General features: G+C 54.0%; 22 protein-coding genes. 14 read left to right on the top strand and 8 right to left on the bottom strand.

The genetic code is table 11. The annotated features are described in order from the left end of the window. Positions 1-258 precede the first annotated feature (258 nt). The 3 genes from clpA to ACLD4K_RS13355 form a co-directional block, all read right to left on the bottom strand. Positions 259-2,535 carry an ATP-dependent Clp protease ATP-binding subunit ClpA gene (clpA, locus tag ACLD4K_RS13365; RefSeq protein WP_411011994.1) on the bottom strand — a complete coding sequence of 759 codons (2,277 nt, stop codon included), beginning with the start codon at positions 2,533-2,535 and terminating at the stop codon, positions 259-261. A gap of 30 nt (positions 2,536-2,565) precedes the next feature. After that, on the bottom strand, positions 2,566-2,886 hold the full coding sequence (gene clpS / locus ACLD4K_RS13360) for an ATP-dependent Clp protease adapter ClpS (protein ID WP_000520789.1): 321 nt from the start codon (positions 2,884-2,886) through the stop codon (positions 2,566-2,568). A 95-nt stretch (positions 2,887-2,981) separates the two neighbouring features. Further along, entirely contained in the window at positions 2,982-3,059 is a 78-nt protein-coding gene (locus ACLD4K_RS13355) for a hypothetical protein (protein ID WP_212742690.1), read from the bottom strand. A 150-nt stretch (positions 3,060-3,209) separates the two neighbouring features. Between ACLD4K_RS13355 and cspD the strand changes: the two genes are divergently transcribed. Continuing rightward, positions 3,210-3,431, top strand: a complete 222-nt coding sequence (gene cspD / locus ACLD4K_RS13350; RefSeq protein WP_000447499.1) for a cold shock-like protein CspD — start codon at positions 3,210-3,212, stop codon at positions 3,429-3,431. Between the two features lie 129 nt (positions 3,432-3,560). Here the strand turns inward: cspD and macB are convergent, their stop codons facing one another. Further along, positions 3,561-5,507, bottom strand: coding sequence for a macrolide ABC transporter ATP-binding protein/permease MacB (macB, locus tag ACLD4K_RS13345; protein WP_411011993.1), 1,947 nt, complete (start codon positions 5,505-5,507; stop codon positions 3,561-3,563). Then, complete coding sequence (macA, locus tag ACLD4K_RS13340) at positions 5,504-6,622, bottom strand: macrolide transporter subunit MacA (RefSeq protein WP_411011992.1); 1,119 nt, start codon at positions 6,620-6,622, stop codon at positions 5,504-5,506. Before macA ends, macB begins: the two co-directional genes overlap by 4 nt. A 145-nt stretch (positions 6,623-6,767) precedes the next feature. Here macA and ACLD4K_RS13335 point away from each other — a divergent pair, with 145 nt between their 5' ends. Then, positions 6,768-7,718 (top strand): VirK/YbjX family protein, encoded by a 951-nt coding sequence (locus tag ACLD4K_RS13335; protein WP_183058629.1) that lies wholly within the window; start codon positions 6,768-6,770, stop codon positions 7,716-7,718. Here ACLD4K_RS13335 and ACLD4K_RS13330 read toward each other — a convergent pair. Next, complete coding sequence (locus ACLD4K_RS13330; RefSeq protein WP_183058628.1) at positions 7,715-9,373, bottom strand: ATP-dependent endonuclease; 1,659 nt, start codon at positions 9,371-9,373, stop codon at positions 7,715-7,717. The two genes, ACLD4K_RS13335 and ACLD4K_RS13330, sit on opposite strands and share 4 nt — an antisense overlap. A gap of 200 nt (positions 9,374-9,573) precedes the next feature. Here ACLD4K_RS13330 and ACLD4K_RS13325 point away from each other — a divergent pair, with 200 nt between their 5' ends. From ACLD4K_RS13325 to ACLD4K_RS13295, 7 genes are all read left to right on the top strand, one after another. Continuing rightward, entirely contained in the window at positions 9,574-10,473 is a 900-nt protein-coding gene (locus tag ACLD4K_RS13325; RefSeq protein WP_001648559.1) for a lysine exporter LysO family protein, read from the top strand. A gap of 143 nt (positions 10,474-10,616) precedes the next feature. Beyond that, positions 10,617-12,269 carry a hydroxylamine reductase gene (hcp, locus tag ACLD4K_RS13320; RefSeq protein ID WP_000458785.1) on the top strand — a complete coding sequence of 551 codons (1,653 nt, stop codon included), beginning with the start codon at positions 10,617-10,619 and terminating at the stop codon, positions 12,267-12,269. An 11-nt stretch (positions 12,270-12,280) separates the two neighbouring features. Next, positions 12,281-13,249 (top strand): NADH oxidoreductase, encoded by a 969-nt coding sequence (gene hcr / locus ACLD4K_RS13315; RefSeq protein ID WP_000178698.1) that lies wholly within the window; start codon positions 12,281-12,283, stop codon positions 13,247-13,249. A gap of 157 nt (positions 13,250-13,406) precedes the next feature. Then, on the top strand, positions 13,407-15,125 hold the full coding sequence (poxB, locus tag ACLD4K_RS13310) for a ubiquinone-dependent pyruvate dehydrogenase (RefSeq protein WP_411011991.1): 1,719 nt from the start codon (positions 13,407-13,409) through the stop codon (positions 15,123-15,125). 38 nt (positions 15,126-15,163) lie between these two features. Continuing rightward, positions 15,164-16,165: a low-specificity L-threonine aldolase gene (gene ltaE / locus ACLD4K_RS13305; protein ID WP_411010900.1), complete on the top strand. Its 1,002-nt coding sequence runs from the start codon at positions 15,164-15,166 to the stop codon at positions 16,163-16,165. A 10-nt stretch (positions 16,166-16,175) separates the two neighbouring features. Beyond that, complete coding sequence (locus ACLD4K_RS13300; protein WP_021294545.1) at positions 16,176-17,609, top strand: SDR family oxidoreductase; 1,434 nt, start codon at positions 16,176-16,178, stop codon at positions 17,607-17,609. Between the two features lie 95 nt (positions 17,610-17,704). After that, a complete protein-coding gene (locus tag ACLD4K_RS13295; RefSeq protein ID WP_000866904.1) occupies positions 17,705-18,718 on the top strand; it encodes an NAD-dependent epimerase/dehydratase family protein in 1,014 nt (337 codons plus the stop codon). On the opposite strand, the gene ACLD4K_RS13290 is transcribed toward ACLD4K_RS13295, so the two are convergent. Beyond that, on the bottom strand, positions 18,715-19,545 hold the full coding sequence (locus ACLD4K_RS13290) for an N-acetylmuramoyl-L-alanine amidase (protein ID WP_411011990.1): 831 nt from the start codon (positions 19,543-19,545) through the stop codon (positions 18,715-18,717). The genes ACLD4K_RS13295 and ACLD4K_RS13290 overlap by 4 nt on opposite strands. Beyond that, positions 19,542-19,865 (bottom strand): heavy metal-binding domain-containing protein, encoded by a 324-nt coding sequence (locus ACLD4K_RS13285; protein ID WP_001160725.1) that lies wholly within the window; start codon positions 19,863-19,865, stop codon positions 19,542-19,544. The genes ACLD4K_RS13290 and ACLD4K_RS13285 overlap by 4 nt, the downstream gene beginning before the upstream one ends. Positions 19,866-19,992: 127 nt before the next feature. Here ACLD4K_RS13285 and ACLD4K_RS13280 point away from each other — a divergent pair, with 127 nt between their 5' ends. The 5 genes from ACLD4K_RS13280 to artM all read left to right on the top strand — a co-directional run bounded on the left by ACLD4K_RS13280 (position 19,993) and on the right by artM (position 23,605). Further along, complete coding sequence (locus ACLD4K_RS13280; protein ID WP_001270724.1) at positions 19,993-20,508, top strand: lipoprotein; 516 nt, start codon at positions 19,993-19,995, stop codon at positions 20,506-20,508. 228 nt (positions 20,509-20,736) lie between these two features. Continuing rightward, the gene (gene artP, locus ACLD4K_RS13275) at positions 20,737-21,465 is read left to right on the top strand and encodes an arginine ABC transporter ATP-binding protein ArtP (RefSeq protein ID WP_000027186.1); all 729 of its coding nucleotides are present in this window, start codon (positions 20,737-20,739) and stop codon (positions 21,463-21,465) included. Positions 21,466-21,482: 17 nt separating this feature from the next. After that, positions 21,483-22,214 carry an arginine ABC transporter substrate-binding protein ArtI gene (artI, locus tag ACLD4K_RS13270; RefSeq protein ID WP_411010898.1) on the top strand — a complete coding sequence of 244 codons (732 nt, stop codon included), beginning with the start codon at positions 21,483-21,485 and terminating at the stop codon, positions 22,212-22,214. A gap of 6 nt (positions 22,215-22,220) precedes the next feature. Next, positions 22,221-22,937: an arginine ABC transporter permease ArtQ gene (artQ, locus tag ACLD4K_RS13265; RefSeq protein WP_001001675.1), complete on the top strand. Its 717-nt coding sequence runs from the start codon at positions 22,221-22,223 to the stop codon at positions 22,935-22,937. Then, complete coding sequence (artM, locus tag ACLD4K_RS13260; RefSeq protein WP_000895396.1) at positions 22,937-23,605, top strand: arginine ABC transporter permease ArtM; 669 nt, start codon at positions 22,937-22,939, stop codon at positions 23,603-23,605. Before artQ ends, artM begins: the two co-directional genes overlap by 1 nt. Positions 23,606-23,778 lie beyond the last annotated feature (173 nt).

Below are 23,778 nucleotides of genomic sequence, written 5' to 3'. Positions count from 1 at the left end.
CGGCAGAACAAGAGCATCCATGAGACAAGCGGCATACTCAATGGGCCTAAAATTTCCAGCACGGCTTCCGCACATTCGTGGAACGTCTTCTGTCGGCGGGCTTTTTTTTCGCATTACCCCCCCGTCGATTACCGGATGATGACGCAATTTACAAGCGCCTTATCCGCCTACCGCGAGCACAACGCCATCAGGCTAACTATTAGCCGGCATAAAAAAACCGGGCGCTAAGGCCCGGTTTGTACGGCAGTGAAACGAAGATTAATGCGCGGCTTCCGGCTTGTGCTTTTGCGCACTCTGGAAGCCATACGTCAACGCATTTTTCTCTTTATCCAGCGCGACGGTGACCTGTCCGCCGTCAACCAGCGATCCAAACAGCAACTCATTGGCCAGCGGTTTTTTCAGGTTATCCTGAATCACACGCGCCATCGGTCGTGCCCCCATCGCCCGGTCATAGCCCTTTTCCGCCAGCCAGTCGCGCGCTTCCTGACTGACTTCCAGGGAGACGCCTTTCTGATCCAACTGAACCTGCAACTCGACGATAAACTTATCGACAACCTGATGAATCACCTCGCCAGACAGATGATCGAACCAAATAATATTGTCGAGACGGTTACGGAACTCCGGCGTAAACACTTTCTTGATCTCGCCCATCGCATCGGTACTGTTGTCCTGATGAATAAGACCAATAGATTTACGTTCGGTTTCTCGCACGCCGGCGTTGGTGGTCATCACCAGCACCACGTTGCGGAAATCCGCCTTACGACCGTTGTTATCGGTCAGCGTACCGTTATCCATCACCTGCAGCAGCAGGTTAAAGACATCCGGGTGCGCTTTTTCGATCTCATCCAGCAACAGCACCGCATGAGGATGCTTAATCACCGCATCCGTCAGCAGCCCGCCCTGGTCAAAACCGACGTATCCCGGAGGCGCGCCGATCAAACGGCTCACCGTATGACGCTCCATATATTCGGACATATCGAAGCGCAACAGCTCAATACCCAGCGCTTTTGAAAGCTGTACCGTAACTTCAGTTTTCCCTACGCCAGTTGGCCCGGCGAACAAGAATGAACCGACAGGTTTATGCTCATGGCCCAGACCCGCACGACTCATCTTAATAGCTTCGGTCAGCGCCTCAATCGCGTTATCCTGGCCGAAGACCAGCATTTTCAGACGATCGCCCAGGTTCTTCAGCGTATCGCGATCGCTCTGCGAGACGCTCTTTTCAGGAATTCGCGCAATTCGCGCCACTACGGACTCAATATCCGCCACGTTGACCGTTTTCTTACGTTTGCTCACCGGCATCAGACGCGCCCGCGCGCCCGCTTCGTCAATCACGTCAATGGCTTTATCCGGCAGATGGCGGTCATTGATATATTTTACCGCCAGCTCGACCGCCGCACGCACCGCTTTCGCGGTATAACGCACGTCGTGGTGCGCTTCGTACTTAGGTTTCAAGCCGTTGATAATTTGCACCGTCTCTTCCACCGAAGGCTCGGTAATATCAATTTTCTGGAAACGACGCGCTAATGCGCGGTCTTTCTCAAAAATATTGCTGAATTCCTGATAGGTCGTTGAGCCGATCACCCGGATCTTGCCGCTGGAAAGCAGCGGTTTAATCAGATTTGCCGCATCCACCTGTCCGCCCGACGCCGCGCCAGCGCCGATAATGGTATGGATTTCATCGATAAACAGGATGCTGTTGGTATCCTGCTCAAGCTGTTTCAGCAACGCCTTAAACCGTTTTTCAAAATCGCCGCGGTATTTGGTGCCCGCCAGCAGCGAACCGATATCCAGCGAGTAGAGGGTGCAATCGGCCATCACTTCCGGCACATCGCCCTGCACGATACGCCAGGCCAGCCCTTCGGCAATCGCCGTTTTGCCGACGCCGGATTCCCCCACCAGCAGCGGGTTATTTTTACGGCGACGACACAAGACCTGGATCGCGCGTTCCAGTTCTTTTTCACGACCAATCAGCGGATCGATGCCGCCCACGCGAGCAAGTTGGTTAAGATTCGTCGTAAAGTTTTCCATACGTTCCTCCCCGCCAGCTTGTTCGTCGCCAGTTGGCTGATTGCCGAGATCGGAAGATTGGCTCGGTTCGTCTTTTCGCGTCCCGTGAGAAATAAAGTTCACGATATCCAGACGGCTCACTTCATGCTTACGCAGCAGATAAGCCGCCTGTGATTCCTGTTCGCTAAAGATAGCCACCAGCACATTCGCGCCAGTCACTTCACTACGCCCGGAGGACTGAACATGGAAGACGGCACGTTGCAGGACACGCTGGAAACTTAACGTCGGCTGCGTATCACGCTCTTCTTCACTGGCAGGCAGTACGGGTGTGGTTTGTTCAATGAAGGCTTCGAGTTCCTGACGGAGCGCCACCAGATCCACGGAGCATGCTTCCAGCGCTTCGCGAGCCGATGGGTTGCTGAGCAGCGCCAGCAACAGATGCTCGACGGTCATAAACTCATGACGGTGCTCGCGCGCTCTGGCGAAAGCCATGTTTAAACTGAGTTCCAGTTCTTGATTGAGCATAGGCACCTCCCCCAATTTTTATACCTGCATTCAGGCTTTTTCCAGCGTACACAGCAACGGATGCTCGTTCTCCCTTGCATACTTGTTCACCATCGCCACTTTGGTTTCCGCCACCTCGGCGGTGAACACGCCGCAGATGGCTTTGCCTTGATAGTGAACTGCAAGCATCAATTGCGTTGCACGTTCTACATCATAAGAAAAGAATTTTTGTAACACGTCAATAACAAACTCCATCGGAGTGTAGTCATCATTGACTAATATCACTTTATACATAGATGGCGGTTTTAGCGCGTCGCGCACGCTATCTTCCACCAACTGGTCAAAATCCAGCCAATCGTTCGTCTTACCCATTGTCAGTCGTCATTATCGGTTACGGTTGTCGGCAGGAAAATCTGCCGCTGACCAGAGTCTATGCACACAATCAATCTACCTCAATTGATAGATAACTAACATCTATCAGTACCATCCGCGACATCTGTCACATTCCCGGCAATAGCGTTAACTGCTTCAAATTTTTGATTCATTTTTACCCGATCCCCCCTGCCTGATGCTTGACGCCTCGCCTGATTTCTCTAAATTGTAATGTCGAGAGTTGGTGAGGTTTTGAACAGCCCCCACTCCGTCACCGGTTCATTCCATCTTACTTATATAAGATTTACGAAGGATGTCGAAGCATGGAAACGGGTACTGTAAAGTGGTTCAACAATGCCAAAGGGTTTGGTTTCATCTGCCCTGAAGGCGGCGGCGAGGATATTTTCGCCCATTATTCCACCATTCAAATGGATGGTTACAGAACGCTTAAAGCCGGACAGTCTGTCCGGTTTGATGTACACCAGGGGCCAAAAGGCAATCACGCCAGCGTCATCGTGCCCATCGAAGCAGAGGCCGTTGCATAGCTCCTCTGTCTCATTGTGTACATCCAGGAGGCAAAATGCCAGCCCGATCGGCTGGCATTTTTATTTAACGCCAGTGCCTGATGGCGACACTGTTGCATCTTATCAGGCCGACAAATGACGTCAGCAAGATTACTCCCTTGCCAGCGCATCCACCGGGTCCAGTCGCGCCGCGTTTCTCGCCGGTAGCCAGCCAAACAGTATCCCAGTAAACGTCGAACATAAAAACGCGCTCGCCAGCGCAGTCAGTGAAAAACCGATCTCCCAGCCGGGCAGGAAAAGCTGTAGCATAAATGCGATGAACATCGACAAGCTAATCCCCAGCGCGCCCCCAACCAGACAAACCAGCACCGCTTCAATAAGAAACTGCTGTAGCACATCGCTGGCGCGCGCGCCCACCGCCATACGGATGCCGATTTCACGCGTTCGCTCGGTGACGGAAACCAGCATAATATTCATAACGCCGATGCCGCCGACAACCAGCGAAATGACGGCCACCAGCGTCAGAAATAACTGAAGAGTATAGGTAGTTTTTTCAGCCGTTTTCAGGACGCTGTCCATATTCCAGGTGAAGAAGTCTTTTTTACCGTGGCGTAAGGTGAGCAGGCGGGTAAGCTGCTGATCAGCCTGATCGCTATCAACACCATCTTTCACACGAACGGTGATCGAGTTAAGCCATGACTGACCCATTATGCGATCTGACATCGTGCTATAGGGCAACCAAACTTGCAACAGATTGCTATTGCCGTACATGGACGGTTTCTCTTCCGCCACGCCAATAACAATAACCGGCATATTACCCACCAGCACCACTTCCCCTACGACATTCGCTTTATTTGGAAATAGCTGGCGTCGCGTGTTGGCATCCAGCACCACCACCTGCGCGCGATCCTGTTGCTGTACAGCATTGAAGGTGTTTCCCTCCCTAAAGGACATGCCGTAAACGTTAAAATAATCGCCACTAACGCCATTAGCATTTACGGCAATATCAATATTGCCATAGCGAAGACGTAAGCTCTTTGAAACGCTGGGCGTCGCAGAGTTAACCCACGGCTGTTTCTGAATAGCGACCAGATCGTCATATTTCAGCACCTGTCGATACTGCGGGTTGTCGTCGCCAAAATCTTTGCCTGGATGAATATCAATCGTGTTAGTGCCCATAGCGCGGATATCCGCCAGTACCATCTGTTTTGCGGCGTCGCCGACCACCACAATCGACACTACCGACGCAATACCGATAATAATTCCCAGCATGGTCAGTAAAGTACGCATTTTGTTAGCGGCCATCGCTAACCACGCCATCGACAGCGCTTCGCGAAAGCTGCTGGCAAATTGACGCCAGCCGGAAGCCGTATTAACCGCGGCAGCGTCAACGCCCTGTTCGCGTTTCTTTTCCTGTGCGGGCGGATTATGGACAATCTTGCCATCGTGAATTTCAATAATCCGCTCCGCCTGGTCGGCAATCAGCGGATCGTGCGTCACAATGATCACCGTATGTCCGCGATCGCGCAGTTGGCGCAAAATCGCCATCACCTCTTCGCCGGAATGGCTATCCAGCGCGCCGGTCGGCTCATCCGCCAGAATCACTTGTCCGCCGTTCATCAGCGCGCGGGCAATACTGACACGCTGCTGCTGTCCGCCAGAGAGCTGTGAAGGTGGGTAATCGACGCGATCGCTTAATCCCAGCCGCAGAAGCAACTCTCTGGCGCGCGCCTGGCGTTTTTTGCGTTCAATACCGGCGTAGACGGCGGGGACTTCAACATTTTGCGCTGCCGTTAAATGCGACAACAGATGGTAGCGCTGAAAGATAAAGCCAAAATGCTCACGCCGCAGTTGCGCCAGCGCGTCCGGGTCCAGCGTCGAGACGTCCCGCCCCGCCACCCGATAAGTGCCGCTGGTCGGTTTATCCAGGCACCCGAGGATATTCATCAGCGTTGATTTTCCAGAACCGGAAACGCCGACAATCGCCACCATCTCCCCGGCGTGGATTTGCAGGGAGATATCTTTCAACACCGCCACCTGCTCTTCTCCGGAGGGGTAACTGCGGCTCACATTGCGCAGTTCAAGCAATGCCGTCATGGCGTCGCTCCTGGCCTGCTCTCGCCGATGATCACCTCATCGCCCGCTTCCAGACCTTTAACCACTTCCACGTCTGTATCGTTACGCTCGCCAATGACCACTTCGCGCTCACGTTTTTCGCCGTTACGCAACAGCGCCACTTTATAACGATTGCCGCCCACCGGTTCGCCAAGCGCGGCGAGAGGAATAATCAGCACATTTTTGACATCCATGAGTTGAATATAAACCTGCGCGGTCATATCAAGACGCAAGATTCTTTTGGGGTTCGGCACTTCAAACCGGGCGTAATAAAAAATAGCGTCGTTGCTCTTTTCCGGCGTCGGCAGAATATCTTTTAAAACGCCTTCATAGCGCGTTTGCGGATCGCCTGCAATGGTGAACCATGCTTTCTGCCCCGCCCGAAGATGGATCACGTCCGCTTCCGAGACCTGCGCTTTTACCAGCATGGTGCTCATATCCGCCAGCGTCAGAATATTGGGCGCCTGCTGAGCTGCAATCACCGTTTGTCCTTGCAGGGTAGTGATTTGCGTCACTTCCCCCGCCATGGGGGCAACAATACGGGTATATTCCAGGTTGGTTTTCGCGGTGTCCAACGAGGCCCGATTACGTTTGATCTGGGCATCTATGGTGCCAATACGCGCCTGTTTAACCGCCATCTCCGTCGCCGCGGTATCCAGATCTTGTTGCGATACCGCCTGAGTCTTAGCTAACTGCTGCTGGCGCGCCAGCGTAACCCGCGCCAGCTTTAACTCAGCGGCTGCCTGCTGACGCTCCGCGTTCAGCTCCATCAGGGTGGCCTCGACCTCTTTTATCTGGTTCTCCGCCTGATCTGGATCAATCACGCCGAGTAGCTGATCTTTTTTAACGTTATCGCCAATGGAGACCAGCAGCGTTTTCAACTGGCCGCTCACCTGCGCGCCGACATCAACTTTACGCAACGCGTCCAGTTTTCCCGTCGCCAGTACACTCTGTTCAAGATCGCCTGGCCGCACGATTAACGTTTGATAAGTTGGCAGCGGCGCATTTAACATTCGCCAGCCAGCCATCCCCCCCACTAAAAGAATTAAAATAATGACCAGATAACGCTTTTTAAATTTCTTTCCTTTAGCACGCATAGAAACCCTGACGGCAAAATTTCAACCAGAAAGTAAACCGTATCTAAACAAACCTGACGCCATAAAGATAGCGTCGGCTGTATTGACGATTGGTTAATGTTTCCTGTGGTTCAATCTCGATAATCTTATGTCGCGGATTACGATCATGACACAGCTTACAGATAATACCTGGTACACTTCAGATTACATCTCTCCTTTACAATTATTTATTCGTCTGACGCGCGGGCAATTACAGCCAGGAAAATTCTGGCGTAAAGCCAGCTTTCGTCGCAAGTTTTTAATCCGCTCATTAGTCATGCCGCGTGCGACCAGCCAATTACTGACCAATCTCACCCAATGGCCGGAGTTAAATACGTTACTTGCTCGTCAGCCGCGTTTGCCTATTCGACTACATCGTCCTTATATGGCTGTAAATATTAAACGCGATTTCGCCTTAGACGCTCTGTGTTTTCATTATCAACAGATGCGCCAACTTTTATCGCGGGAACAACAAGTTAGCTATTTAAGTCAGTATGGCCTGAATCTTGCTAAATTTGAAACTAAAATCGGCGAGTTGTTTCAACTTGATTTAGTCAGTCTGGTCTCACTGGATAAAGAAGGTGAAAGCACTATTGTTGTTCGCGACGCACAGTTACGTATTCTGGCAGAGATCACATTTACCCTGTGTCGCTTTAACCAACAATGCACACTATTTATCGGCGGATTACAGGGCGCGGCAAACGACGTCCCTCACGAAATTATCCAGCAGGCGACCAAAGCCTGCCATGGTCTTTTTCCCAAACGCATCGTGATGGAGGCTCTCTGTCAGTTTGCGCAAGTCTTTCAGGCAGAGCAGATTATAGCCGTGAGTAACGATGCGCACGTTTACCGTAGCTGGCGATACATGGATAAAAAGACGCAAATGCATGCCGACTATGACGCGTTTTGGGAATCGTTAGGCGGTGAAAGAATTAAAGGGAATTACTATGCGCTACCGCTGGCGATCGCCCGAAAAAGCGAAGCGGAGATCGCCAGTAAAAAACGGGCCGAGTATCGCCGCCGCTATGCTTTACTCGATAGCGTCGTCGAACAGGTTCCGGGCACATTCAAACGCTAATCCGCCCGGCCCCGCGCCAGCCAAACCACGCGCGAGAACATCTTCCTGAACAGCGGCGGCACGGCGTCAATTCCCCGCCGCCCGGCTTCCATCGCGACTTCAATCGCCAAATCCGGCTTTGACGAGCGGTGGATAGCTTTAGTGATAATTTTCCGGGTATTCATCGGCACATTAGGCGGAAGCTGCGCAACCCGATGAAAAACATCGGCAAAGCCCTGACGATACATAAAATGTTCCATATCCAGCGCAGGCAGCGCCGTGAGATGTTCGCGTTCTTCCTCGCGATCGTTATTAAGCAGGCTGCGGACCGTCGCGGCATATTTTTTCCCCGCTTCGTCGCCATCCACCAGGACATGCCACTCGATTCCCATACGGCGGGCGAACTTCACCAGCGGTTTCAGGCCGGACTGAGCAAACTCAATGACTTTAATGCCCTCCGCATCAAAATGATGTCCACACTGACGCGCCAGCTCATTAATAACCCAGGTTTCCGTCTCGCCTTCCACCAGTAGCCAGCAACGCGCAAACAGCGACGATGCGCGATTAAAGCGGATATGAAAGGCGATGCGCCGTCCATCTTCCGCGCTTAACCCGCCCGGACCCAGACGCCAGGCGGCGACGCGGGAAGATTCGCGCACCAGCCGTACGACATGCTCCACCGGCGTTAGCGAGAGCAATTCGCCTGAGTTGGTTGTCGCTATCCGCTGTAGCGGTAACAGATTGAGCAATTGCCAGGCGACTGAAAGCATAATGGGATGTAAACGGGTTTCCGGATCTTCCACCAGCAGTAATGGTCGCGCGTCTTTATGTAACCGCAGCGTCCCTTTCGCCTGTAACAGCGTGGAGAAAAGCCCCAGCAGGATCACCCGATGCGACCGGCTGCCCGGTTTGTCGATCATCCGATTAATAATATCCAGATAGCGCCAGCTACGTTGCTCATTTTGCGAACGTCGGCGCATGAGTCGGTGACGCGCCAGCCCTGCGCCCTGCTCCGAAAAATAGTGCTCAAGCAGTTGCACCATCGCGGACAGTCCCTGCCGAATCTGCCCGTCGGTTAAATTTTGCGGCCGGGTCGCCAGCTCACGCGCCAGAAAATCCAGCTGTCGGGCCGTGACTTCAACATCCGGCACATTGGGCACCGTACCGTTGCGAATACGTCGCATAAAGCGCGCATCGCGCAAACGTAGCACTGGCATCAGACGAACCAGGTGGCGCACCTGATCGTTAATATTTTCCACCGGCAATGGCTGCCCATCGCTATTGAGAAAACTGCGCAGCGTCATCACGCTGCCATCGGCGCCGCATTCGCCCTCTAGCCGATAAAAAATACGGTGAAAATCATCCTCGCAAGGCGACCAGCATGCTTCCAGCGCTCGATAACGACGTACCCGATGCCGCCCTGGCTGCGTTTCGCGAAAAGTCAGAATAATATGCAGGTGATGCTCGCGTCCTTTTATGTCGCCAGGCGGAAACCAGAAATCCTCACGGACAAAATGGTAGAGATCGAGTTCCGGCGACAATAACAGAGTCAGCGCATCCAGCAGGCTGGATTTGCCCCAGGCGTTTTCCCCAATCAGCACGTTGTTTTGTTCCAGCATCAACGACAGTCGGTTGATACCGCGAAATCCCACTATTTCAACGCGTTCGAGAATCATGCTTCCTCCAGAAAAGCGTCACCACTCCATTAAACTCACCGCAGTATAACGGCAAATGCTTCCACCTGGCGTGATATTCTCCCCTTTGCCTGAGGCAACTGTCTGATAAATGTACGGCTGACGGTGTCGCTTTACTGATAGTCTGGAATTCGGTAGTGTCATGTACACTATTCAAACAATAAAAAAGGGCCCGGCTGTTCATGTTTTCAGGACTTTTAATCATTCTGGTTCCACTGATTGTGGGCTATCTCATTCCACTGCGACATAAAGCCGCATTACAACTCATTAACCGGCTACTGAGCTGGATCGTGTATCTTATTCTCTTTTTTATGGGAATAAGCCTGGCGTTTTTGGATAACCTCGCCAGTAATCTGGTGGCGATTTTTCATTATTCCGCCGTCAGTATTACGATTATTTTATTGTGTAATATCGCCGCCTTATTGTGGCTGGAACGTATCCTCCCGTGGCGTCACCATCATCAGCAGGAAAAACTGCCTTCGCGTATTGCCATGGCGCTGGAGTCGCTGCAACTGTGCGGCGTAGTGGTATTGGGGTTTGTTATCGGCCTGAGCGGACTCTCTGTTTTACAGCACGCCACCGAAGCCAGTGAATATACGCTGATCTTTTTATTGTTCCTGGTGGGGATTCAGCTACGAAATAGCGGCATGACCTTAAAGCAAATTGTGCTTAACCGCCGGGGAATGATGGTCGCGGTCGTTGTCGTGGCAAGCTCATTACTGGGCGGCGTGATTAATGCGTTTATCCTGGACTTACCGCTAAAAACCGCCCTGGCGATGGCGTCAGGTTTCGGCTGGTACTCTCTTTCCGGTATTTTGTTGACGGAGTCGTTTGGACCGGTTATCGGCAGCGCGGCATTTTTTAACGATCTGGCCCGCGAACTTTTGGCCATTATGCTTATTCCCGGTCTGATTCGCCGCAGCCGTTCAACGGCGTTGGGCCTGTGCGGAGCGACCTCAATGGACTTTACGTTGCCGGTATTACAGCGCTCCGGCGGCGTGGAGATTGTTCCGGCGGCTATCGTACATGGCTTTATCCTCAGCCTGCTGGTCCCCCTCTTAATGGCGTTCTTCTCGGCCTGATACCTCTTTGGCGGTAGGCATCTGCCGCCAAAATTGCGCTAAATCAATCTCCTTGCACATTATGGCAGAAATCCCTTTTATCCCTTTGTTCACAGGCATAATCTTAAACATGTATATTAAATATAACTTTAAAAGGTGTGACCATGTTTTGTGTGCAATGTGAACAAACCATCCGTACACCAGCCGGAAACGGCTGCTCCTACGCGCAGGGAATGTGCGGTAAAACGGCTGAAACGTCCGATCTGCAGGATCTGCTGATTGCGGCTTTGCAAGGTTTGTCTGCCTGGGCGGTGAAGGCCCGTGAATATGGCATCATTAATCACGACGTTGATAACTTTGCGCCGCGCGCGTTTTTCTCCACGCTGACCAACGTTAACTTTGACTCTCCGCGTATCGTCGGCTACGCCCGTGAAGCGATTGCCTTGCGTGAAGCGTTGAAAGCGCAGTGCCTGAGCGTGGATGCCAATGCGCATTGCGACAATCCGATGGCCGATCTGCAACTGGTTAGCGACGATCTGGGCGAACTGCAACGTCAGGCGGCGGAATTTACCCCGAATAAAGACAAAGCCGCCATTGGCGAGAACATCCTCGGCCTGCGTCTGCTGTGCCTGTACGGTCTGAAAGGCGCGGCGGCGTATATGGAGCACGCGCACGTTCTCGGTCAATACGACAACGACATTTACGCGCAGTACCACAAAATCATGGCCTGGCTGGGCACCTGGCCTGCTGACATGAACGCGCTGCTGGAGTGCGCAATGGAAATCGGCCAGATGAACTTCAAAGTGATGAGCATTCTGGATGCCGGTGAAACCACCAAATACGGTCACCCAACGCCGACTCAGGTCAACGTCAAAGCGACTGAAGGCAAGTGCATTCTGATCTCCGGTCACGATCTGAAAGATCTCTACAACCTGCTGGAGCAGACCGAAGGCACCGGCGTTAACGTCTACACTCACGGTGAAATGCTGCCCGCACACGGCTATCCGGAACTGCGTAAATTCAAGCATCTGGTCGGTAACTACGGCAGCGGCTGGCAGAATCAGCAGGTCGAGTTCGCCCGCTTCCCTGGCCCAATCGTGATGACTTCTAACTGCATTATCGACCCAACCGTGGGCAGCTATGATGACCGTATCTGGACCCGTAGCATCGTCGGCTGGCCGGGCGTTAGCCATCTTGAAGGCGATGACTTCGGGCCGGTCATTGCCCAGGCGCAGCAGATGGCGGGCTTCCCGTACAGCGAAATTCCGCATCTCATCACCGTCGGTTTTGGCCGTCAGACCCTGCTCGGCGCTGCCGATACGCTCATCGATCTGGTCAGTCGTGAAAAACTGCGCCACATCTTCCTGGTCGGTGGCTGTGACGGCGCGCGCGGCGAGCGTAACTACTTTACCGATTTCGCCACCAGCGTACCGGATGACTGCCTGATCCTGACCCTGGCGTGCGGTAAATACCGTTTCAACAAACTGGAGTTCGGCGACATCGAAGGGCTGCCGCGTCTGGTCGATGCCGGTCAGTGTAACGATGCTTACTCCGCGATTATCCTGGCGGTGACGCTGGCGGAAAAACTGGGCTGCGGCGTCAACGATCTGCCGCTATCGCTGGTGCTCTCCTGGTTTGAGCAGAAAGCGATCGTGATTCTGCTGACGCTGCTGTCATTAGGCGTGAAAAATATTGTCACCGGGCCGACCGCGCCGGGCTTCTTCACGCCGGATCTGCTGGCTATCCTCAACGAGAAGTTCGGTCTGCGTTCCGTGACCACCGTTGAAGAAGACATGAAGCAATTGCTGAGCGCGTAAGGAGGTCAATAATGACGATGCCAACCTCACAATGTCCCTGGCGAATGCAGGTGCATCACATCCGTCAGGAGACGCCGGATGTATGGACAATTGCGCTATTATGCCATGACTACTACCCTTACCGCGCCGGGCAGTATGCGCTGGTGAGCGTGCGTAACTCAGCGGAAACGCTGCGCGCCTACACCCTTTCGTCTACGCCGGGCGTCAGTGAATATATCACGCTGACCGTTCGTCGGATTGAAGATGGTACGGGTTCACAGTGGTTGACCCATGACATCAAGCGCGGCGATTACATCTGGCTGTCTGATGCAATGGGCGATTTTACCTGTGACGATAAAACAGAAGATAAGTTTCTGCTGCTCGCCGCCGGTTGTGGCGTAACGCCAATCATGTCGATGCGTCGCTGGCTGGCAAAATACCGCCCGCAGGCCGATGTGCAGGTCATCTTTAACGTCCGTTCGCCGGATGATGTGATTTTTGCCGACGAGTGGCGACAGTATCCGGTCACGCTAGTGGCGGAAAATCATGCCACGGAAGGTTTTGTCGCGGGCCGTCTGACCACGGAATTATTACAGCGCGTACCGGATTTGGCATCGCGCACCATCATGACCTGCGGCCCGGCGCCCTATATGGATTTCGTCGAACAGGGAGTGAAAGCGCTTGGCGTAACGCGCTTCTTTAAAGAGAAGTTCTTCACGCCGGTGGCGGAAACGGCAACCAGCGGCCTGAAATTCACCAAGCTACAGCCAGCGCAGGAATTTTATGCCCCGATCGGTACGACGCTGCTGGAGGCGCTGGAGAGTAATAAAGTACCGGTTGCCGCTGCCTGTCGGGCAGGTGTTTGCGGCTGCTGTAAAACCAAAGTCGTTTCCGGCGACTATACGGTGAGCAGCACCATGACGCTGAGCGAGGCGGAGATTGCCGAAGGTTACGTACTGGCCTGCTCCTGCCATCCACAGGGCGATCTTGTTCTCGCATAATCGGTAAACGTTCCATCGTAGGCCCGGTAAGCGTTAGCGCCACCGGGCGATTTACCACTCGCTTCATCCTTTCGCCCCTCTCTCCGCCAAAGAAAAACGTCATCGTCATCTTCAACTAAACTTGTAACCGTTATCACATTGAAGGAGATGGAGAACCATGAAACAAACCGTTGCCGCTTTTATCGCCAAAACGCTGGAACAGGCTGGCGTAAAACGAATCTGGGGCGTCACTGGCGACTCCCTGAACGGCCTGAGCGATAGTCTTAATCGTATGGGAACCATTGAATGGATGCCAACCCGCCACGAAGAGGTCGCTGCTTTCGCTGCCGGCGCACAAGCGCAGCTTACCGGCGAGCTGGCAGTGTGCGCCGGTTCATGCGGACCGGGCAACCTGCACCTGATCAATGGCCTGTTTGATTGCCACCGTAACCACGTCCCTGTTCTGGCGATCGCCGCCCATATTCCATCCAGTGAAATCGGCAGCGGTTATTTCCAGGAGACCCACCCGCAGGAGTTGTTCCGTGAATGCAGCCACTATTGCGAGTTGGTTTCCAGCCCGGAGCAGATCCCGCAGGTACTCGCCATCGCCATGCGCAAAGCGGTGCTAAACCGCGGCGTCTCCGTGGTCGTACTTCCGGGTGACGTGGCACTGAAACCCGCGCCTGAAAACGCCGTCACCCATTGGTACCATGCCCCGCTCCCCGTCGTCACGCCGGCGGAGGAAGAGCTGAAAAAACTGGCGCAACTGCTGCGCTACTCCAGCAATATCGCATTGATGTGCGGTAGCGGCTGCGCGGGCGCGCATGAGGAGTTGGTCGCGTTGGCGGCAAAACTAAAAGCGCCAATCGTTCATGCCCTGCGCGGCAAAGAGCACGTTGAGTACGATAACCCTTATGATGTGGGAATGACCGGCCTGATTGGCTTCTCTTCTGGCTTCCACACCATGATGAACGCCGATACGCTGATCCTGCTCGGCACCCAGTTCCCCTACCGCGCCTTTTATCCGAGCGATGCCAAAATCATTCAGATTGACATCAACCCGGGCAGTATTGGTGCGCACAGCAAAGTCGACATGGCGCTGGTGGGCGATATTAAAGCCACGCTTCGCGCCCTGCTGCCGCTGGTGGAAGAAAAAAGCAATCGTAAATTCCTCGATAAAGCTCTGGAGCACTATCGGGACGCCCGTAAGGGACTTGATGACTTAGCCAAACTCAGCGACAAAGCCATCCATCCGCAATATCTGGCGCAACAAATTAGTCATTTCGCCGCTGACGACGCTATTTTTACCTGCGATGTCGGCACGCCGACCGTCTGGGCGGCCCGCTATCTAAAAATGAACGGCAAGCGCCGCCTGCTGGGCTCGTTTAACCACGGGTCAATGGCCAACGCCATGCCGCAGGCGCTCGGCGCTCAGGCCACCGCGCCGGGTCGTCAGGTTATCGCGATGTGCGGTGATGGCGGCTTCAGTATGCTGATGGGCGATTTTCTCTCGGTGGTACAGATGAATCTGCCGGTAAAAATCGTCGTCTTTAATAACAGCGTGCTGGGCTTTGTGGCGATGGAAATGAAAGCCGGCGGCTACCTTACCGACGGTACCGAACTGCACGACACCAATTTCGCGCGTATCGCCGAAGCCTGCGGCATTACCGGTATTCGCGTGGAAAAAGCCGCAGACGTGGACGGAGCGCTACAGCGCGCGTTTTCCATTGACGGCCCGGTACTGGTTGACGTGGTCGTGGCAAAAGAAGAGCTGGCGATCCCGCCGCAGATCAAACTGGAACAAGCGAAAGGATTTAGCCTGTACATGCTGCGCGCCATTATTAGCGGCCGCGGCGATGAAGTGATCGAACTGGCGAAAACGAACTGGCTAAGGTAAAACAATGCACATCACCTTTTAAAATCCAGGGATGTGCCATGATTGATTTACGCAGTGATACCGTTACCCGACCGGGCCGCGCCATGCTCGAGGCGATGATGACCGCCCCGGTCGGGGACGACGTATACGGCGATGACCCTACCGTTAATGCCCTTCAGCGCTACGCCGCCGACCTTTCCGATAAAGAAGCGGCGCTTTTTTTACCCACCGGCACCCAGGCCAATCTGGTCGCGCTGCTTAGCCATTGTGAACGCGGCGAAGAGTATATCGTTGGTCAGGGCGCGCATAATTATCTCTATGAAGCTGGCGGCGCTGCGGTGCTCGGCAGCATTCAGCCGCAGCCCATCGACGCCGCCGCGGACGGTACGCTGCCGCTGGAGAACGTGGCGGCGAAGATTAAAGCGGATGACATCCACTTCGCGCGCACGCGCTTGCTCAGTCTGGAAAATACGCATAACGGGAAAGTGCTGCCGCGCGCGTATCTGAAAGACGCCTGGACATTTACCCGCGAACGTGGACTGGCGCTGCACGTTGACGGCGCCCGAATTTTTAACGCGGTGGTTGCCTACGGCTGTGAGTTAAAAGAGATTACGCAGTATTGCGACTCTTTTACCATCTGCCTGTCAAAAGGTCTCGGAACGCCGGTCGGTTCGCTGCTGGTCGGCAACCGCGATTACATTAAACGCGCGACGCGCTGGCGTAAAATGGTCGGCGGCGGAATGCGTCAGGCCGGGATTCTGGCAGCGGCCGGACTGTATGCGCTGAAGCATAACGTGGCGCGTCTGCAAGAGGACCATGATAACGCCGCCTGGCTGGCGCAGCAGCTTCGGGAAGCGGGCGCGGAGGTCATGCGCCACGAAACGAATATGCTGTTTGTTCGCGTTGGCGAAGCACAGGCCGCCGCGCTTGGCGACTATTTGCGGGAACGGAATATCCTGATTAACGCCGCGCCGATTGTGCGTCTGGTGACGCATCTGGATGTTTCTCGCGAACAGCTTGCCGACGTCGTCGCCCACTGGCGCGCCTTTTTAGCCCGCTAAGGAGAGCAACGTGGCGCAACGCATTCTGGTTCTCGGCGCCAGCGGCTATATCGGCCAGCACCTGGTCTGTGCGCTAAGTCAGCAAGGGCATCAGGTGCGGGCGGCGGCGCGGCGCGTGGAACGTCTGGAAAAACAGCGCCTCGCCAACGTCAGTTGTCATAAGGTCGATCTGCACTGGCCGGAAAATTTACCCGCGCTGCTTCGCGACATTGATACCGTTTACTATCTGGTACACGGTATGGGCGAAGGCGGCGATTTTATCGCCCATGAGCGTCAGGCGGCGCTCAACGTGCGCGACGCGCTGCGCCAGACGCCGGTTAAGCAACTTATTTTCCTCAGTTCATTGCAGGCGCCGACGCATGAGCAATCCGATCACCTGCGCGCCCGCCAGCTTACGGCTGACACGCTGCGCGACGCAGGCGTACCGGTGACGGAATTACGCGCCGGGATCATCGTCGGCGCAGGCTCCGCCGCCTTCGAAGTCATGCGTGACATGGTTTACAACCTGCCAATACTCACGCCGCCGCGCTGGGTGCGTTCGCGCACCACGCCCATCGCTCTGGAAAATTTACTCTACTACCTGGTCGGCTTGCTGGACCACCCTGCGCACGAGCATCGTATTCTGGAAGCCGCCGGGCCGCAGGTATTAAGCTATCAGCAGCAGTTTGAACGTTTTATGGCCGTCAGCGGTAAACGGCGTCCGCTGATCCCGGTGCCTTTTCCGACCCGCTGGATTTCGGTCTGGTTTTTAAACGTCATTACCTCCGTGCCGCCGACTACCGCAAAAGCCTTAATCCAGGGGTTAAGGCACGATTTGCTGGCCGATGACGCCGCGTTAAAAAAGTTGATCCCCCAAACGCTTATCACCTTTGACGACGCCGTTCGCCGCACGCTGAAAGAAGAAGAAAAACTGGTGAACTCCAGCGACTGGGGCTACGACGCGCTGGCCTTCGCCCGCTGGCGTCCCGAATACGGCTATTTTCCAAAGCAGGCGGGCTTTACCGCGCAGACCCCGGCCAGCCTATCGGCGCTCTGGCAGGTCGTAAATCGGCTGGGTGGCAAAGAGGGCTATTTTTTCGGCAATATTTTGTGGCAGACGCGCGCCGCGATGGACCGTCTGGTGGGGCATAAACTGGCGAAAGGCCGCCCGTCGCATACTTTGCTTAAGCCTGGCGATACGGTAGATAGCTGGAAAGTGATCATTGTCGAGCCAGAAAAACAGCTCACGCTCTTGTTTGGCATGAAAGCGCCGGGTCTGGGGCGGCTTAGTTTCACGCTGCATGATAAAGGCCGCTACCGCGAAATTGACGTGCGCGCCTGGTGGCATCCACACGGAATGCCGGGCCTGATTTACTGGCTACTGATGATCCCGGCGCACCTGTTTATTTTCCGGGGAATGGCAAGGCGTATTGCCCGACTTGCAGAACAAATCACAGAAAAATGAGAAAAAGTTGCTGTATTCTTTCGTGTTTCCCATTGCATACCGACGTAATTCACGGAAGAATGCGCACGACGGTTTATTAAACACAGTGGATTGATATGAAGGTACTGGTTACCGGCGCCACCAGCGGCTTAGGTCGAAACGCGGTTGAATTTTTGCGCAATAAAGGCATCAGCGTCAGAGCGACGGGTCGCAATGAAGCGATGGGCAAGCTGCTTGAAAAAATGGGCGCGGAATTCGTCCATGCGGATTTAACCGAACTGGTCTCCTCGCAGGCTAAAGTGATGCTCGCCGGGATCGACACGTTGTGGCACTGCTCCAGCTTTACCTCGCCCTGGGGAACCCAACAAGCTTTCGATCTGGCGAATGTTCGCGCCACCCGCCGTCTGGGAGAATGGGCGGTCGCTTGGGGCGTGCGCAATTTTATTCATATCTCCTCTCCCTCGCTCTATTTTGATTACCACCATCACCGTGATATCAAAGAGGATTTCCGTCCGCATCGGTTTGCCAATGAGTTCGCCCGCAGTAAAGCCGCCGGTGAAGAGGTGATTAATCTGCTGGCGCAGGCTAATCCGCAAACACGTTTTACGGTGTTGCGTCCGCAAAGCCTGTTTGGCCCGCACGATAAAGTATTTATCCCACGTCTGGCGCATATGATGCACCATTACGGTAGCGTCTTATTACCGCACGGGGGCAGCGCGCTGGTCGATATGACCTACTATGAAAATGCGATCCACGCCATGTGGCTGGCCAGCCAGCCGGGCTGCGATCATCTGCCTTCTGGCCGCGCTTATAACATCACTAACGGCGAAAACCGCACCTTACGCAGCATCGTACAAAAGTTAATTGATGAACTGACTATCGACTGCCGCATTCGCTCTGTGCCTTACCCGATGCTGGATATGATCGCCCGCAGTATGGAGCGCTTCGGCAAAAAATCCGCCAAAGAGCCCCCGCTAACGCATTACGGCGTGTCAAAACTGAATTTTGATTTTACGCTCGATACGACTCGCGCGCAGGACGAGCTGGGCTACCAGCCCATCGTCACGCTGGACGAAGGCATTGAGCGCACCGCCGCCTGGCTGCGCGATCACGGAAATTTACCGCGTTAATCCTGGCCGTACTTCTCCAGTAATGCTTCGGCGATCGCCTGCGTTTCGGCATCTGCGATGCCGCTCCATTGCGCCGGACGGAAGTGCATCTGGAACGCCATAATCACCCGCTGCTGCTCGCGCGCCGTCATATCGGCTTTGACTTCATAGCCATAGCGCGAGAGTAACGCAAGCACCGTTGCGGTATCGACTGGCGTATACGGCGCGCGTCCAGCCAGATAAAACGCCACACGCTGGACGTCAGGCCAGGCGCCAATCCCCTGCGCCGCCAGCTCGCGCCACGGGAAGCGCGGACCGGGATCGTCTTTACGCTGCGGCGCGATATCCGCATGGGCCACCACATTCTGCGGTTTGATGTCATAGCGCGCGATAATGTCCTTCGCTAACGGAATCAATGCCTGAATTTGCGCGGATTCAAACGGCGCGAAAGATTTCACCCCGCCGGACATTCGCCAGCCGCGATTTTCCAGCTCAATGCCAATAGACGTATCATTGAGACGCGTGGCACCTCGCCAGAAACTGACGCCCGCATGCCAGGCCTGATCCTGTTCCGGCACCAGTTGCCAGATGCGCGGTTTACCGCCATATAATGGCGGGGTTGCGGGAATCAGGTAATGCGAACTGACGTTGCGGCCCGTTAACGTCACCAGCGAAACGTCAAAGTTTTCCGCCGTATAGTGAATCACCAGGACTTTAATGCGCGGATAGGCCGCCTGCGCCCGATGTCGGGTATCAAGCTGATATCCCTCTTTGTCGATAATGCCTTTTTCGCTCGCGCAGCCAGTTAACAGCAACGCGAGACCAACCAGCCACAGTAGCGCTCTCATCGGCGCGTTTTCACCGCCGTTCCGCTGACGCTGACCATCAGCATACTGCCATCCTTGCCGACAGTTTCGTAATCAATATCGATGCCTACCACCGCATCGGCGCCCAACGCTTTAGCCTGCTCGCCAAGTTCCTGAAAAGCAATTTCACGCGCTTTACGCAGCTCTTTCTCATATGCGCCGGAACGTCCGCCGACGATATCCCGAATGCCGGCGAAAAAATCGCGGAAGATATTAGCGCCTAAAATGGCTTCGCCCGTCACCACACCGCAATACTCCACGATGCTTTGTCCTTCCAGCGTTGGGGTTGTTGAAAACTGCATAGTGAATCTCCCGGGTTAGCTAAGCACACGATCTCAAACGCATTATCAAGCTGATACGCTATCATTGAAAGGATATAATTGATTATCGTAGATCGGTTTTTGCTCGATCGCCTATAAGGAAATCATCATGCGCTATTCTAAACTCTCTTTGCTCATCCCGTGCGCGCTTCTGCTTAGCGCCTGTACGACCGTCACTCCCGCCTACAAAGATAATGGCCCGCGTATCGGCGCGTGTGTGGAAGGCGGCCCGGACAGCGTGGCTCAACAATTTTACGACTACCGTATTCAACACCACAGCAATGATATCGCCGCGCTTCGCCCCTACTTGAGTGATAACCTGGCGAAATTGTTGACCGACGCCAGCCGCGATACGGAACACCGCCAGTTGATGAGCGGCGATCTGTTCTCCAGCCGCGCTACGCTGCCGGATAGCGCCAACGTCGCCAGCGCATCAACCATTCCGAACCGAGATGCGCGCAACATTCCTCTGCGGGTGGCGTTAAAACAGGGCGATCAAAGCTGGCAGGATGAAGTGCTTATGATTCACGAAGGCTCATGCTGGGTGATTGACGACGTTCGCTATCTGGGCGGAGATGTCCATGCCCCTGCCGGTACGCTGCGCCAGTCGATAGAAAACCGTTAACAGACAGTATTCCCCGCTTTTGCACTCATAACCCCGTAAATTGTCTGGCATTCTGCACGGGATGCCGACAATTCTTCTTACCTACTATTCCTCCTGCTATTTTGTGCTATGTTTAGGGAAGAATGTGGGATATATTTAACTTTTAACGCATAAATATTGCATAACTATTCTGCGAAAGGTACTATCTGCGGCTTCAATAGCTATCAGACTGCCAGTATACGAGTGTCAATGAGTATTCAATTAAACGGCATTAATTGCTTTTACGGCGCGCATCAGGCGCTGTTCGATATCACGCTGGATTGCCCCGAAGGCGAAACGCTGGTGTTGCTTGGCCCAAGCGGGGCGGGTAAAAGTTCGCTGCTGCGTGTACTCAATCTGCTTGAGATGCCGCGCTCCGGCACTTTGACTATCGCCGGGAACCATTTTGACTTTACGAAAACGCCGTCCGATAAGGCGATTCGTGAGCTACGTCAAAATGTCGGAATGGTCTTTCAGCAATATAATCTTTGGCCGCATCTCACCGTTGTGCAGAATCTGATTGAAGCGCCCTGCCGCGTACTGGGTCTGACAAAAGATCAGGCGCTGGCGCGCGCAGAAAAGCTGCTGGAGCGTTTACGTCTGAAGCCATATAGCGATCGTTATCCGTTGCACCTTTCCGGCGGTCAGCAGCAGCGCGTCGCGATTGCCCGCGCGCTGATGATGGAGCCGCAGGTACTGCTGTTTGATGAACCGACCGCCGCGCTGGACCCGGAAATTACCGCTCAAATCGTCAGCATTATTCATGAGCTGGCGGAAACGAACATTACTCAGGTGATCGTTACGCATGAAGTCGAAGTGGCGCGTAAGACCGCCAGTCGTGTGATTTATATGGAAAATGGTCACATCGTCGAGCACGGTGATGCGGGTTGCTTTGCCCACCCTCAGACCGAAGCGTTCAAAAACTATCTCTCTCACTAAGATTCGGGACAATGACAATGAAAAAAGTTCTGATTGCCGCGCTAATTGCAGGCTTTAGCCTTTCCGCTACAGCAGCCCAGACCATTCGTTTTGCGACCGAAGCGTCCTATCCGCCGTTCGAATCGATGGATGCTAATAACAAGATTGTCGGCTTTGACGTCGACCTGGCCAACGCGCTATGTAAAGAGATCGACGCCTCCTGTACCTTTACCAATCAGGCGTTCGACAGCCTGATCCCCAGCCTGAAATTCCGCCGCTTCGACGCTGTAATGGCAGGAATGGATATCACGCCGGAACGTGAAAAGCAGGTGCTGTTTACCACGCCATATTACGACAACTCTGCGCTGTTCGTGGGTCAGCAGGGCAAATACACCAGCGTCGATCAACTGAAAGGCAAGAAAGTCGGCGTACAGAACGGTACGACGCACCAGAAATTCATCATGGATAAGCATCCGGAAATCACCACCGTACCGTATGACAGCTATCAGAACGCGAAGCTGGATCTACAAAATGGCCGTATCGACGCTGTTTTCGGCGACACGGCGGTCGTGACCGAATGGCTGAAAGCCAATCCTAAGCTGACGCCGGTCGGCGATAAAGTCACCGATAAAGATTATTTCGGCACCGGCCTGGGTATCGCGGTACGTCAGGGCAACACCGAGCTGCAGCAGAAATTCAATACTGCGCTGGAAAAAGTGAAGAAAGATGGGACTTACGAGACCATCTATAACAAATGGTTCCAGAAGTAATCTTTGATGAACGAATTTTTTCCTTTAGCAAGCGCCGCCGGGATGACCGTCGGCCTTGCCGTCTGCGCGCTGATCATTGGCCTCGCGTTAGCCATGTTCTTTGCCGTCTGGGAGTCCGTAAAATGGCGCCCGATTGCCTGGATAGGCTCCGCGCTGGTCACTATTTTGCGCGGCCTGCCGGAAATTCTGGTGGTGCTGTTTATCTATTTCGGCTCCTCGCAACTCCTGCTTACGCTGTCTGACGGGTTTACCCTCCATCTCGGCTTTGCGCAGATCCCGGTGCAAATGGAGATTGAGAACTTTGACGTCAGCCCGTTCCTGTGCGGCGTGATTGCGTTGTCCCTGCTGTATGCGGCCTATGCGTCGCAGACGCTACGCGGCGCGCTGAAAGCCGTTCCGTCTGGTCAGTGGGAGTCGGGTCAGGCACTGGGATTATCAAAGACGGCGATTTTTTTCCGTCTGGTGATGCCGCAGATGTGGCGTCACGCCCTGCCAGGGCTGGGTAATCAGTGGCTGGTGTTGCTAAAAGATACGGCTCTGGTCAGCCTTATCAGCGTTAACGATCTGATGTTGCAGACCAAAAGCATTGCCACACGCACCCAGGAACCGTTTAACTGGTACATTATTGCGGCGGCTATTTACCTGGTCATTACGTTGATCAGTCAGTACATTCTCAAACGCATAGACCTGCGCGCGACACGTTTTGAGCGGAGGCCGGACTAATGCTTGAGTACTTACCTGAACTGCTAAAAGGGCTACACACCAGCCTGACGCTGACCGTGGCTTCTATTGCCGTCGCTTTGGTGCTGGCGTTAGTTTTTACCATTATCCTGACACTAAAAACGCCGTTCGTGGTGTGGCTGGTGCGCGGCTATATCACGTTGTTTACCGGTACGCCGTTGTTGGTGCAAATTTTCCTGATCTACTACGGACCCGGTCAATTCCCGACCCTACAAGAGTATCCACTACTCTGGCACCTACTGTCTGAACCGTGGCTGTGCGCACTGATCGCGTTGTCGCTAAACAGCGCCGCTTACACGACGCAGCTATTTTATGGCGCGATTCGCGCGATTCCGGAAGGTCAGTGGCAGTCCTGCGGCGCGCTGGGGATGAGTAAGAAAGATACGCTGGCGATTTTGTTGCCCTATGCGTTTAAACGCGCCCTCTCCTCCTATTCTAATGAGGTGGTACTGGTCTTCAAAAGTACCTCACTGGCTTATACCATCACCTTGATGGAAGTCATGGGGTACAGTCAGTTGCTCTATGGTCGTACCTACGATGTGGTGGTATTTGGCGCGGCAGGGGTAATTTACCTGGTCGTCAACGGTCTATTGACGCTGATGATGCGTTTGATTGAGCGTAAAGCCCTGGCGTTTGAGCGGCGCAATTAACCAGGCAGGATAAGGCATTCTCGCCGCCGTTCGACAATGGTCTGATGGCGCTGCGCTTATCAAGCCTACGATGCATAATATTGAATAAATCCGACGGACAAGTGGTTAACTTGTCCGTCTTTTTTTATCCATTTCAAAATATTTAATCATTTTTATTGCATATTAATTCAATC

Origin of the sequence: Salmonella sp. 741265055_HSA (assembly GCF_046569525.1) — a bacterium.
In the GTDB taxonomy this organism is placed as follows: domain Bacteria; phylum Pseudomonadota; class Gammaproteobacteria; order Enterobacterales; family Enterobacteriaceae; genus Salmonella; species Salmonella enterica.
This window is presented reverse-complemented; position numbering and strand designations above follow the sequence as displayed.